Origin of the sequence: Paenibacillus sp. GCM10027628 (assembly GCF_042676385.1) — a bacterium.
Classification (GTDB): Bacteria; Bacillota; Bacilli; order Paenibacillales; family NBRC-103111; genus Paenibacillus_E.
This window is the reverse complement of sequence record NZ_JBHTHA010000036.1, coordinates 234,651-247,090: the sequence shown is the minus strand read 5'-3', so window position 1 is coordinate 247,090 and position 12,440 is coordinate 234,651. Positions and strand designations below refer to the sequence as shown.

The following is a 12,440-nucleotide window of genomic DNA, read 5'->3' as shown; positions in this document are numbered from 1 at the left end:
CCCCTGTTTGAGTAAAGTTCGGATCGTAACTGATAGTACAGCGGACATTCCTCTCGCAGTAAGGCAAGAGCTGAACATCGAGATGGTGCCGCTGAAGATACATTTTGGCAGTGAAGAATACCTGGATGCGGTGACTTTGCAGTCGGATCAATTTTACGAGAAACTGAGAACTTCTGCACATTTCCCTAGGACCTCACAGCCTTCTCCGGCAGAATTTTTGAATTTGTACCACAGGCTGCTGGAAGAGCCCGATACCGAGGTCATCTCCATCCATTTGTCATCAGCCCTTAGCGGGACTTATCAGTCTGCTCTGCTGGCTTCTACTATGCTTGAAGATTCCACGGGCAAGGTGCATGTGGTTGACTCTCGATCTGCTTCTTATGGGATCGGGGCGCTCGTTGTTGCGGCTGCGAAAGCTGCTCAGTCGGGGCAAAGCACGGATCAAATTTTGCAATTGGTTCGAACGATGAGAGAGAACTATTACATCTATTTTTTAGTGGATACGCTTGAATTTCTGCAAAAAGGCGGTAGAATCGGCAAGGCATCAGCTTTGTTAGGTTCTTTGCTGAACATTAAACCGATTCTATCGATTGATTCGGAGGGAGAGGTCGCAGCTATTGAAAAGGTTCGCGGCCACAAAAAAGCGATTGCCCGAATCCTGGAGCTGCTGGCGGAAGATTTGGCAGGGGACAGCATTCAAACGCTCCATATCGCGCACGCGAATAATTTGGAAGGCGCGGAACAGCTGCGTGAGGTTATTATCCAGCACTTTACTGTGCTGCATGTGGATTATATCACACTCGGACCTGTCATCGGTGCACATGCCGGTCCTGGGACGATCGCAGCTTTCGTGAGTAAGGTGTAGCAGGATGGATTTGAATCAGTGTGCAGTACGCGAAGTCCATGGCATTGGCGCTCAAAAAGCAGTTGAGCTAAATGCCATGGGCATTTTTACGGTTATGGATTTATTGGAATATGTCCCGTTTCGCTACGAGGACTATACGGTACGGGATTTAGCAAGTGTAAAAGACGGCGACCGGGTGACGGTACAGGGCGTTATTATTGGGGAGCCGGTGCTGCAGCGTTACAGCGGCAAATCCCGGCTATCCTGCAAGGTGATGGTCGATCAGTTTCTGTTGACGGCGGTATGGTTCAACCGCCATTTCTTGAAAGACCGCTTGCGACCGCAGCAGGAGATCGTACTCACCGGCAAGTGGGATGGCAAGCGCAGGCAAATGAGCGTGTCCGATTCGGAGTTCCCCGGACAAGGCGCATCTAAAACCGGCACCGTTCAGCCGGTGTATTCGGTTGCAGGCTCCATTACGCAAAAGTGGATGCGTAAGGCGATAGGGCAGGCGCTGACGCAGTACAGCGCCTTAATCCTTGAGGTGCTGCCGGCAGAGCTAGTCAGCCGGTACGGGTTTATGCCGCGCGGCAAGGCGCTGTCCGTCATCCACACGCCAAGCGGTGTGGATGAAGGCAAGCAGGCGCGTCGGCGCATGGTGTACGAGGAGCTGTTCCTATTCCAGCTCAAGCTGCAAGCTTACCGCGCGGTGACGCGAAGCCGCGCGGACGGGGCGAAACAGCAGGTGGATCTGCCTGCTGTCCGAGCCTTCGTGCGCGCACTTCCGTTCCAGCTGACGGAGTCGCAGAAGAAGGTCGTCGGCGAGATCCTGCACGATATGCAGGAGCCGTACTGCATGAACCGATTGCTCCAAGGCGACGTCGGAGCGGGGAAGACTGTCGTCGCAGCGATAGCGCTTTATGCGACGGTAAAAGCCGGCTACCAGGGAGCGCTCATGGTGCCGACGGAAATTCTCGCCGAGCAGCACAAGCGCTCGCTTGACAAGATGTTTGAGCCTTATGGTCTGCAAGTGGCGCTGCTGACGGGCAGCTCCACGGACCGCCAACGGCGGGATATACTAGCCTCCCTGCAAATGGGCATGATCGACGTCATCGTCGGCACTCATGCGCTTATCCAGGAGGACGTGTACTTCCGCCAGTTGGGGCTTGTCGTCACCGACGAGCAGCACCGCTTTGGGGTGAATCAGCGCAGCATTCTGCGGCGCAAGGGGATGAACCCTGACGTGCTGACGATGACGGCGACACCAATCCCGCGTACGCTGGCGATTACGGCGTTCGGCGATATGGACGTATCGACGCTGCGCGAACTCCCGAAAGGGCGGAAGCCGATCAAGACATACGCCGTTCAGCATTCGATGCTGGAGCGTGTGCTGGGCTTCATCCAGCGCGAAGTCGCGGCGGGGCGGCAGGCTTACGTCATCTGTCCGCTTATCGAAGAGTCGGACAAGCTCGATGTGCAGAATGCCATCGACGTTCATATCCAACTGCAGCAGCATTTTCCTCAGATGCGGATTGGCCTGTTGCACGGACGAATGAGCGCGCAGGAGAAGGAAGCGATCATGCGCGAGTTCAAAGAGGGCAATGTATCCGCTTTGGTATCGACCACGGTCATCGAGGTTGGCGTGGACGTGCCCAATGCCACGCTGATGGTGATTTACGACGCCGACCGCTTCGGCCTGTCACAGCTGCATCAGCTTCGCGGGCGGGTCGGCCGCGGCGAGCATCAGTCCTTCTGCGTGCTTATCGCCGACCCGAAGACGGAGGTCGGCAAAGAGCGCATGAAGGCGATGACGGAAACGTCCGATGGCTTCGAGATCGCTCGGCGCGACTTGGAGCTGCGCGGACCGGGCGATTTTTTCGGGACGAAGCAGAGCGGTCTGCCCGATTTTCGTATCGCAGACATGATGGTCGATTTCGAAATCATGGAACAGGCGCGCGACGATGCGGCTGAGCTCGTTGGCGATTCGACTTTTTGGACCGGAGCGTCGTTTATGCCTCTTAGGGCTTACTTACAGCGCGCGCAAGTATTTGACAGCGAGGTTTTGGACTAGTTGAGCACCTAGCAGCGACAATAACGCTGAAAAACCCTCTTAAAGCAGCTGATATGCTGAAACCGAGTTTGTTAAGACGGAAAAACAGCGTTAAACATGGGTCAATAGTGGAAATCTTCAGTATTCACGATTTTAACACGGGATAATCGTATTAATTCAGCAAGTATCCCGAAAACGAGCTAATTAAGACGGAAAAACCGCCTTAAAGCCGTGTCTCGAGGGCTCTTGAGGCTCCAAGAACTCCAAGGTGACCGCGAGTGTGCTAAACTCAAAGAACGCTAGAATGAGCTGATCCTGATCAGTTCATTCTAGCGTTTTTCTCATTCATCATCCTCGCACATTCACCCGATACTCTGTCGGCGGAAAGCCGGTGTCTTTACGAAAGCTTTTCGTAAAATGATTCGTATCCTCATAACCGGTCTGTTCGGCGATCTCTTTCATGCTCAGCGAAGTCGTCGTCAGCAGAAATTTTGCCTTATCGATCCGTTTGTGGTGCATGTATTTGGCCGGTGGCATGCCAAAGTGCTTTTTAAAATACTTGATTAAATAATTGGGGTGAAGGTGAACGGATTTAGCCATTTGTTCTAAGGTGATGCTTTTGTGCAGATTGTGCTCGATGAATTGCCGCAGTTGGCCGAGCCGGTCCATTTCATCGGTGCGTTTTTGCAATATTTGTACCGGAACCGCTTCCAAATAAGTCGATACAATTTGCAGCACAATAGCTTTTTGCCTCAGCCGGGAGGTTAGGGTGGGTTCGTGAAACAAAGCGGTAAGTTCTTTGAACCATGCTGTCATTTGCTCAGCGTTTCCCACTTGGATGAACAAAGGAATGTCCAACCATTGAAACAAATCGAAAGAACCGATATGCGCAGTGAAATGGCACCAATATTTTAAATAGGGACGTTCACTGATCGCGGCGTAAGATTGTAGCGTATGTGCAGGCAGCAGGCATAACTGGCCGTGTACGGGGCTAAGTTCTCTATTGTCGGCTTTCACCCAACCCTCCCCATCCAGAATCCAATAAAGCTTGTTGTATTCAGGTGTAAAATCAAATTCCCTCCATGAACGCGTGCACTGTGTAAGATGAGCTTCGAGTACATGGATCTGAAGGTTTTGAAGGAGATCAGCTAAAAAAGTAGTTTGCTGTGAATGGATCATTTTGTTTCTCCCAAATTGTTAAAATGTTAATTTTATCCTGCTAGAGGTTAGTTTCATACCTGTTTATTATAGCATAGCCTTGATAGACTGAACTTGTGAAGTCGCATTTGTATGTATGAAAATGCACGTAATGATGAAAGGTGTGAAACCATTGACGAACAAACATCCCCTTGTTGAGGAAAGAACAGAGCGTACAAAGTGGTTTTTGAAGGATCGATTCGGTATGTTTATACATTGGGGGCTTTATGCGATTCCTGCAAGAGGCGAATGGGTGCGCAGCGTTGAACGAATCTCGGTTGAAGATTATCAACCCTATTTTGATGAATTTGATCCTGTCCGGTATGATCCTGCGACTTGGGCGCGTGCGGCTAAACAAGCGGGAATGAAATATGCGGTATTGACGGCGAAACATCATGATGGATTTTGTCTTTTTGACAGCGCTCTCACAGAATACAAATCAACGAATACAAAAGCAAAACGTGATTTGGTTCGGGAATTTATTGAAGCGTTTCGTGCGGAAGGCTTAAAGGTAGGGCTTTATTATTCGCTCCTGGACTGGCATCATGAAGATTATCCGGCATACGGAGATCGCATTCATCCGATGAGGGATAACGAAAGTTATTCCCGAAATCCGGAAACCTTTGAGCGTTATGTGACTTATATGCACGGACAAGTGCGTGAGCTGCTAACGAACTATGGCAAGCTTGATATTATGTGGTTTGATTTCTCCTACGATCACATGAAAGGGGAAACGTGGAAGGCATCTGAACTGATGACGATGATTCGGTCTTTGCAGCCGCATATGATCGTGGACAATCGCTTGGATGCAAGCGGGGAGGAAGGCGGCAGCATTTATTCGAACACTCCGCTTAGCTATTCGGGTGACTTTGCTTCACCTGAGCAGATTATTCCGCCGCAAGGTGTAACGGATCACGAGGGAAATTCGCTTCCGTGGGAGGCTTGTATCACTTTGAACAATAATTGGGGATACGCAGCCCAAGATTTCCAATATAAATCAGCCACTACTGTGATCCGGAAGCTCGTGGAGTGCGTGAGCAAGAACGGAAACCTGCTATTGAATGTAGGTCCGAATGCAATGGGAGAGATACCGAAGGAGTCTTTAGACATTCTTGCTGAGGTCGGAGACTGGATGCAGAAAAACGGCTCCAGTATCTATGGTTGTGGGCAGGCAATTTGGCCGAAACCTGAATGGGGCCGGTATACGCAAAGGGGGAACTTGCTATACGCCCATTTGTTTGAAGAAAATGTTGGTCCAATTAACTTGAATGGATTAGCTGGAAAGGTGAAGAAAGCCAGACTGCTTTCGGACGGTTCGGAGCTCTTCTTGAGCCGGCCTTGGAATGCCGCGCAGTATCCGGACGATGCCTTCTTCAATTTCGCGAAACCGGAGTCTTCCAGTTATCCGCTGCCGGATCAGCGGTCAACCGTTGTGGAACTGGAGTTAATTACGGAAATATAAATAAAAATTGACCGTATTCCCATTCGATTTTAATATGATAATAGGTTTATTATTTTGTTAGAAACGAAGGTGTACGGAATTTGACTTATTTTCTATGTTATTTGCTGCTGATCAATATCGTTACGTTTATAGAAATGGGACACGACAAAGGGCAGGCCAAGAAAGGCGGACGCAGGGTACCGGAGAAGCGGTTGTTTACACTCGCAGCCCTTGGTGGTGGGATAGGTGGCTGGCTCGGTATGCGAGCCTGGCGGCACAAGACGAAACATACCTCTTTTGTCATCGGGATGCCACTGCTTATTGCTTTAAACGCCGTTTGCGTTATTGTCATTGTCATGAATATGTAGTTGAGCTTGGGATAAAAACAGTTGCCGAGAGCCGGTGGCTGTTTTTTTGTTTATTATGTTAAAATATGGATATTATTTCTACCTTATGGATGGGCTCTCGTGTCAAGTTTGAGGCCAATCGCTCATAAGATAAGAACATGACGCTGATCGGAGGTATGCGCATGAGTTATCAACAATATGGGATTGATCCGGCCTTGGTGGAACGCGTAAAGTTTAAATTGAATAATCCTGAAATAAAGGAACGCATCCAAATGCTGCTTCAGGGGATTACAAAGGCTGATTTGCAGAATCGGACCCAAGTGATGCGTTTGCTCGGTCTTGCGGCCGGTATATTTGGCGAAAAGCTTGTTGGCAACCAGGCGAATCAAATTGTGGATTTTATCATCGCGCAAAAAATTGATCCTTCCAATATGTTTCATCTAATCAAGTTATGGGCTATGTTTCGTTAACATTAAGAATCCCCTGCCTCGCTGCTATGAAGCAACCAAACAGGGGATTCTTTTAACGCCCTTCCTTATCAAATGGAAGGGTTCCTTGTCTTTTATTTACTGGCTGTTCTGTTCGTCACGTTTTTCTGCAATGAAACCGCTGATGCTTTCTTTGCGGCGCTCATTCTTAGCTTCGATATTTTGCTTATCTTGTGCGGAAATCTCATCCGCATGCTCGTCCAAATAATCTTCAGCTTCGTGCAGGTTGGCTATCGTGTGATCGATCGCATTCTGCAAACGTGCCGGATTATTTTCACGGTTATCAGGCTTAGCCATTTCGTGTTTCCCTCCTTCATGCAGTGAATTAAACCCTTCATTACAATTCCACGGAGCCCGAAAGAATATACGGAAAAAACAGTCAAGTTTCTAAGATTTCCTTCATACACTAACCAAAAGTGCGTAATTAGGGGTGAATGGTATGGGAATTACACTTGCAGAATTTCTGCTTTCCATCTTCATGTCCTCGATTTTTTATGTTATGTTGAGAGAAATCAGAAACGCTTGCAAAGACTCCGGGTAGTGCCGATTGCAGCTGGAATGGAGAAGCTATGCTAGGATTTGCTATATTACTTGCGTTTAATTTCATAGGTTATGGGATTCAAATAAGCCTGCACGTGCCTCTTCCTGGCAATGTCATTGGGCTTATTCTGTTTACCGCTGCTTTATTCGCCAAACTGGTTAAATTGAAATGGGTGGAGAGCACCGCGTCATTCCTAACGAGTCATATGATGCTATTTTTTCTTCCGTTTACGGTAGGTGTTATTGCATTTGCGCCATTGCTTGGTACGAGCTGGTTATCGATTTGCGGCGGTATCGTCGGGGGGACACTTGCTGTACTGATTGTGACGGGCTTGGTGGCATCCATGCTTCACAAGGGGGCTCCGAAAGAAGGTGTTACCCATGGGAAATAGCTTCATCCAGCATCCTATATTCGGACTCTCGGTGAGTGTAATGGCTTATGCGATAGCTAATTTGCTTTATCAGCGCTGGCGATTTCTGCATCCGCTTTTTGTTTGCACCGGGCTTGTTATCGTTTTGTTGGTCTGCTTGCATATCCCATATGAAGATTACAAGCGGGGTGCCGATATGTTGACGCTTCTATTGGGACCTGCAACGGTGGCGCTCGGTGTTCCGCTTTACAAATATGCACCGTTGATACGTAAGAATTACAAACGTGTTCTATTCAGCGTGCTAGCCGGGTCTCTGACGGGGATTACGATTAGTGCTGCAATCGTAGGTCTTCTTGGCGGCAGTCAGTCGATTATGCTGAGCATGATGCCTAAATCCGTTAGTTCGCCAATTGCGATCGAAATCGCCCAACACTTGGGAGGTGTCCCTGAGCTAACGGCTGTATTAACAACGTTGACCGGTTTATTCGGCAGCATGTTCGGTACTCGGATCTTACGGTGGTTTCGAATTCGTGACGACATCTCCATCGGCATCGCGATCGGAACAGCTGCTCACGGAATCGGAACGGCCAAGGTGCTGAAGGACTCTGAGGTGCAAGGGAGCTTCAGCGGTTTATCGATGGGGATATGCGGCATTCTGACCTCAATTCTTTTTATTCCGATTTATTGGTTGCTGCAACATTAATGGCAGACAGAACTCTTAGCGGAGTTCTGTTTTTTGTTTTTGTAGACAGCTGTAAAAACATTACAAAAGCTTAACAGCACGAAAACGATCGCTTAATAAACCTCTGCTACTCTTGAGATATCAGATCCCGTAGAAAGGCGTGAGGAAGATGAGTCAAATCCTTCTGAATACGGCGCCGCAGCATTCCAAGCTGTCTGTCATGCTTGCGACAAGCGCACTAGAAATTGAACAAGCTATGCGTTTAAGGTATGAAGTTTTCGTGGAAGAAGAGAAAAATATGCGGATGCTGAATGAGGAAGGATTGGAGAAAGACGTCTATGATACGTACTGTGATCATTTGATCGTCAAGGATCTGGAAACGGATCATGTCGTGGGTACGTACAGGCTGCTGCCTGGAGACCGTGCTCTTACCGGTATCGGATTTTACTCTGAAACTGAATTTGATTTGACCGAGTTTGCCTCCTTTAAAAGTCAAACCTTAGAGCTTGGACGGAGCTGTATCGCCCCTGAATACCGCGGCGGTAAAGCCATTCAGCTGTTATGGGAGGGCATTGCTGCTTATATTAGCGAGCGGAATTATTCGTATTTGATTGGCTGTGCCAGTGTGCACATGAACAATCTTCACGATTTAAACTTGATCTATACGATGCTGCGACAAAAGCAAGTATTGACGGACCGTTTTGGCATTCGCCCTTTGGCGTCGCACCGTATTCCTGGCCTTGAGGTTCTCGAATCCGAATGCAATGAGAAAGAAGTGTTCCGCAAATTGCCTCCGCTGATGAAGGGCTATCAGTGGCTCGGAGCGGAGATTGGCGGAGATCCGGCTTATGATGAACTATTTGAAACTGTCGATTTCTTCATCATTTTGCAAAAGGATCGAGTAACCCGCAGGTACAAGCGCCACTTCTTAAATGCCTGATAAGGTAGTTTAAAAAGTCCACTTTGTCCACATCAGAATTACATTCTGATTGGCGAATAAACCTACATCTAAACGCGGTCGAACATCTTCGAATGACTTCGATATAGGTTTATCTCATAACGAAGTAATTCATCGAATCTTGAACGAACCCGGGAAGTCCGATACTCACATCTCGCTCCGTTCCTCCTTCTCCGGATTTCGTCCAACCTTCTCGGTTCTGAAAGCGGACATTTTAAACACTCATTATATCTTGAAGGAGGGGCCGGATTGTACGATTGGATCGCGAAATTAACTACGAATGAAGCGTTGCTGCGGCGCTTATCGAAGTGCTTCAGTTATATGCCTGGCTGGCTCATCACAGGGCTATGTTTTATGGTTGCGCGTCTGCTGTTTTGGGGAGCTAGAAATGGCATTCGTAAACGCATTGAACGAAATATGAGCGATTTACTGGCAGCGATGTCTTCAAGGGGTTTAAAACGAAACAGTTTGAACTATTTTCGAAATTTAGTGTTAACCCTCTATGAGATTTTGTTTCGGTCATATCGCATGGAGAACGATGCTGTCTCCTTGTTTGAAGTCCAAGGCGAAGCGAACTTGCATGAAGCCGAGAAACGGGCTCAGGGTAAAGGGTTCATCGTATATACGCCGCATGTGGGTAACTTTTTTTACTATTATTGGTATCTGACCCGCAAATATGATTGCCTGACAATTGCCTCTGCCGGCAGTCCGGAGCTTCGTCCGCTCTATTTGAAATTCCAGGCGATGGGCTGCAAGGGCCTCGATTATGATCATACACCTCCGCTGGAAATGTATCGCGCACTAAAAAAACATTTGTCTAGTGGAGGCGTGCTCTTTATTCTGGGGGATTTTTGGCGTCCAACTTTTCCTCTCTCGCGTTTGTTCGGCAGACTCACCCGGACGCCTGAAGGCGCGGCGATGCTGGCACTGGAGAATCAAGTACCTCTCGTACCTTTTTACGGACACAGAGTAAAGGGAGGATTCCGCCACCGACTTGTCTTCGAGCAGCCCATGTATCTGTATGAACAATTTTCGCGGGCTGGACGTGCGGAAGCGAATCAGAAGCTCAATTTCTTCATGGAGCGCGTCATTAAGGAGCTGCCTTCTGAGTGGTTTTACTGGTTTAATGCGCATGAACGTTGGGAAAAAGCTCACTTACTCGGCGTGAACGTTAGTACTGATGATGCCGAGAGTAGGGTGCACACTTCAAATGCAGCAGGATAACATCATAGAAAGGGAAAGGTGAACGACCCATGGATACAGGAAGCCACTTATTGTTTGGCGTTACACTGGCAGGATTGGCTTGTTTGGAACCCGCTGTAGCTCACGAGCCTGCGCTTGCCCATGCGATACTTGCCGGGACATTAATCGGTTCGCATGCGCCTGATTTTGACACAGTTGCACGTTTGAAGAGTTATGCCAGCTACGTTCGAATCCACCGGGGAATCACGCACTCATTGCCGGCCTTATTTCTCTGGCCGATCGTCCTCAGCATGCCGATCGCCGCGATTTTTGGCGTTTGGGAGCATTTGTTCAGCCTCTACCTTTGGACATTCGGTGCTGTCGTATTTCATGTGTTCCTTGACCTATTTAATGTGTATGGTGTCCAATGTTTTCGTCCTTTTTCAAAAAAATGGTTCCACCTCGATACTCTCTGTCTCTATGAACCTTTCTTGTTTGGCATTCATGCGATAGGTGCCTTGTTGTGGTTATTAATTTGGCGTGGAAGCAGTGAAAGCTTGATCGGAGAAATCTTTGCCTGGATTTATGGTATAACCTTTGTGTATATTGCTATCCGTTCACTGCAGCGTTATAACTTAGTTAACCGGGTAAAAAGCGAACTGGGTCGCGACGGTATCTGTCATCTGATTCCAGGGCTGAGCTGGTTTCATTGGCAGTTCGTCCTCGAAAGCAATGACAGCTTTTATCTTGGCGTTATTCGTTTTGGGCAAGTGCAGATCCAGGAGGAATATCGCCGGACGGATTATACTGAAAGTGAATCGCACCCTATTGTCCAGGCAACACTGGCCACAGACGGCGTCCGCGCTTTCCTGCACTTCGCCCAGCGTATCCACGTGTGCTGGAAAGAAAAGCAAGACGGCTATGAGGTACAATGGCGCGATGTACGATTCTGGCATAAACACAAACTGCCGTTCGGCGTGAATGTGCAGCTGGATCGTGACATGAACGTAATCAGCGACACGCTTGGCTGGGATAAGAAGGCGTGGGACCCACCTTATGTGTGAAAATTGTTTAGCTCCTTCGGGGGCTTTTTTTGTTTTCATAAAAGACAAAATTCGATATAGTATTAATGTTTATTAGAGGATCATACTTTTAACATGTCGAATTATGAGAGTAGAGAAAATTCGATATTTTGGCTGGCAAACAATAAGTTACTTAGAAAGCAACTGTTACCATATGAAAAATAAAGCCATTTCAAGTATAATTGAACATAAAGTCAACCTTTTTGCAATTTCTGATCGAAATTATTGATCTACATCTTGTAGGACCCAATATTCAAATGATATTATATAGGTAAATAGAACTAGGTCTGGTGGACTAAATGAAAATACTTGTTACCGGCGGTGCCGGATTTATCGCCTCACACGTTACAGATGAACTCATCGCAGAAGGACACCAGGTAGCTGTTGTTGATAATCTAAGCACGGGTAAAAGTGAAAACTTAAACGAACACGCGGCGTTCTATCATGTTGACATTAGTGATCAACAGTTAGAGGATGTGTTTGAACAGTTTCAACCAGAAGTCGTGATCCACCATGCTGCTCAAATCGATGTGAAGTTTTCCATGCAAGATCCGATCCGAGATTCGAATATTAATATTATCGGTTCTTTGCAAGTACTTGAATTAAGCCGAAAATACAATGTGCGTAAAATCATTTATGCGTCGTCAGCTGCCGTATATGGTGCCCCAGAATTTTTAGGCATAACTGAGTTGCATCCGATCAAACCACAGTCTTGTTATGGCATTTCCAAGCATACTTTTGAACATTACTTAGAAGTTTACTCGCAGTTATATGGGTTGGACTACACGATTTTACGATATGCAAATGTATATGGACTTAGACAAGACCCGAAAGGGGAGGGCGGGGTAATTTCTATCTTTATCGATAAACTATTAGCTCGTAAGAATCCTTTCATACATGGTGATGGTGAGCAAACAAGAGATTTCATTTATGTAAAGGATGTAGTGCAAGCAAATCTATGCGCTTTAACTAAAGGCAGCAGATTGGCTATTAATATCGGAACGAACACACAAACGAGTATTAATCAACTATTCAGTCTCCTATGTGATCTATCCAAAATAAACATGGAACCAGTCTATCAAGCTAGCAGACAAGGAGATATTCAGCATAGCCGATTAGATAATAATCTTGCAGCTAAATGTCTTGACTGGCGGCCGAATTATTCGTTGATGGATGGGTTAGCGGAAACTTTCCAAACAAACTAGGGATGGTATCGAATCAAGATCATATTACAACGGTTCTGAATCCAGTGCAGGTG

Annotated in this window: 13 protein-coding genes; 11 read left to right on the top strand and 2 right to left on the bottom strand. The window is 47.3% G+C overall.

Features of this window, described 5'->3' with window-relative positions; translation table 11 throughout:
* Positions 1-7 precede the first annotated feature (7 nt).
* Together ACFQZT_RS24060 and recG are read left to right on the top strand one after the other, a co-directional pair.
* A complete protein-coding gene (locus ACFQZT_RS24060) occupies positions 8-865 on the top strand; it encodes a DegV family protein (protein ID WP_379303925.1) in 858 nt (285 codons plus the stop codon).
* A 4-nt stretch (positions 866-869) separates the two neighbouring features.
* Complete coding sequence (gene recG, locus ACFQZT_RS24055) at positions 870-2,915, top strand: ATP-dependent DNA helicase RecG (protein ID WP_379303923.1); 2,046 nt, start codon at positions 870-872, stop codon at positions 2,913-2,915.
* Positions 2,916-3,242: 327 nt separating this feature from the next.
* Here recG and ACFQZT_RS24050 read toward each other — a convergent pair whose 3' ends face one another.
* A complete protein-coding gene (locus tag ACFQZT_RS24050) occupies positions 3,243-4,073 on the bottom strand; it encodes a helix-turn-helix domain-containing protein (protein ID WP_379303921.1) in 831 nt (276 codons plus the stop codon).
* A 133-nt stretch (positions 4,074-4,206) separates the two neighbouring features.
* Between ACFQZT_RS24050 and ACFQZT_RS24045 the strand changes: the two genes are divergently transcribed.
* From ACFQZT_RS24045 to ACFQZT_RS24035, 3 genes are all read left to right on the top strand, one after another.
* Positions 4,207-5,553, top strand: coding sequence for an alpha-L-fucosidase (locus ACFQZT_RS24045; protein WP_379304195.1), 1,347 nt, complete (start codon positions 4,207-4,209; stop codon positions 5,551-5,553).
* An 80-nt stretch (positions 5,554-5,633) separates the two neighbouring features.
* Positions 5,634-5,900 (top strand): DUF1294 domain-containing protein, encoded by a 267-nt coding sequence (locus ACFQZT_RS24040; protein WP_379303919.1) that lies wholly within the window; start codon positions 5,634-5,636, stop codon positions 5,898-5,900.
* Positions 5,901-6,061: 161 nt separating this feature from the next.
* Positions 6,062-6,349 carry a stage VI sporulation protein F gene (locus tag ACFQZT_RS24035; RefSeq protein WP_379303917.1) on the top strand — a complete coding sequence of 96 codons (288 nt, stop codon included), beginning with the start codon at positions 6,062-6,064 and terminating at the stop codon, positions 6,347-6,349.
* Between the two features lie 96 nt (positions 6,350-6,445).
* Here the strand turns inward: ACFQZT_RS24035 and tlp are convergent, their stop codons facing one another.
* Positions 6,446-6,664: a small acid-soluble spore protein Tlp gene (gene tlp, locus ACFQZT_RS24030; protein WP_379303915.1), complete on the bottom strand. Its 219-nt coding sequence runs from the start codon at positions 6,662-6,664 to the stop codon at positions 6,446-6,448.
* A gap of 272 nt (positions 6,665-6,936) precedes the next feature.
* Here tlp and ACFQZT_RS24025 point away from each other — a divergent pair, with 272 nt between their 5' ends.
* The 6 genes from ACFQZT_RS24025 to ACFQZT_RS24000 all read left to right on the top strand — a co-directional run bounded on the left by ACFQZT_RS24025 (position 6,937) and on the right by ACFQZT_RS24000 (position 12,387).
* Positions 6,937-7,299 (top strand): CidA/LrgA family protein, encoded by a 363-nt coding sequence (locus ACFQZT_RS24025; RefSeq protein ID WP_379303913.1) that lies wholly within the window; start codon positions 6,937-6,939, stop codon positions 7,297-7,299.
* The gene (locus tag ACFQZT_RS24020; RefSeq protein ID WP_379303911.1) at positions 7,289-7,981 is read left to right on the top strand and encodes an LrgB family protein; all 693 of its coding nucleotides are present in this window, start codon (positions 7,289-7,291) and stop codon (positions 7,979-7,981) included. Before ACFQZT_RS24025 ends, ACFQZT_RS24020 begins: the two co-directional genes overlap by 11 nt.
* 148 nt (positions 7,982-8,129) lie before the next feature.
* Positions 8,130-8,900, top strand: coding sequence for a GNAT family N-acetyltransferase (locus tag ACFQZT_RS24015; protein ID WP_379303909.1), 771 nt, complete (start codon positions 8,130-8,132; stop codon positions 8,898-8,900).
* A gap of 267 nt (positions 8,901-9,167) precedes the next feature.
* Complete coding sequence (locus ACFQZT_RS24010; RefSeq protein WP_379303907.1) at positions 9,168-10,142, top strand: lysophospholipid acyltransferase family protein; 975 nt, start codon at positions 9,168-9,170, stop codon at positions 10,140-10,142.
* Between the two features lie 29 nt (positions 10,143-10,171).
* Complete coding sequence (locus ACFQZT_RS24005; RefSeq protein ID WP_379303905.1) at positions 10,172-11,164, top strand: metal-dependent hydrolase; 993 nt, start codon at positions 10,172-10,174, stop codon at positions 11,162-11,164.
* A gap of 317 nt (positions 11,165-11,481) precedes the next feature.
* Entirely contained in the window at positions 11,482-12,387 is a 906-nt protein-coding gene (locus ACFQZT_RS24000) for an NAD-dependent epimerase/dehydratase family protein (RefSeq protein ID WP_379303903.1), read from the top strand.
* Positions 12,388-12,440 lie beyond the last annotated feature (53 nt).

Bases quoted from the DNA above. Each gene is read 5' to 3' on its own strand.
- ACFQZT_RS24015 (WP_379303909.1), top strand. From the start codon at position 8,130: ATGAGTCAAATCCTTCTGAATACGGCGCCGCAGCATTCCAAGCTGTCT.
- ACFQZT_RS24000 (WP_379303903.1), top strand. From the start codon at position 11,482: ATGAAAATACTTGTTACCGGCGGTGCCGGATTTATCGCCTCACACGTT.
- ACFQZT_RS24050 (WP_379303921.1), bottom strand. From the start codon at position 4,073: ATGATCCATTCACAGCAAACTACTTTTTTAGCTGATCTCCTTCAAAAC.
- ACFQZT_RS24035 (WP_379303917.1), top strand. From the start codon at position 6,062: ATGAGTTATCAACAATATGGGATTGATCCGGCCTTGGTGGAACGCGTA.
- ACFQZT_RS24025 (WP_379303913.1), top strand. From the start codon at position 6,937: ATGCTAGGATTTGCTATATTACTTGCGTTTAATTTCATAGGTTATGGG.
- tlp (WP_379303915.1), bottom strand. From the start codon at position 6,664: ATGGCTAAGCCTGATAACCGTGAAAATAATCCGGCACGTTTGCAGAAT.
- ACFQZT_RS24045 (WP_379304195.1), top strand. From the start codon at position 4,207: ATGAAAGGTGTGAAACCATTGACGAACAAACATCCCCTTGTTGAGGAA.
- ACFQZT_RS24005 (WP_379303905.1), top strand. From the start codon at position 10,172: ATGGATACAGGAAGCCACTTATTGTTTGGCGTTACACTGGCAGGATTG.
- ACFQZT_RS24020 (WP_379303911.1), top strand. From the start codon at position 7,289: ATGGGAAATAGCTTCATCCAGCATCCTATATTCGGACTCTCGGTGAGT.
- recG (WP_379303923.1), top strand. From the start codon at position 870: ATGGATTTGAATCAGTGTGCAGTACGCGAAGTCCATGGCATTGGCGCT.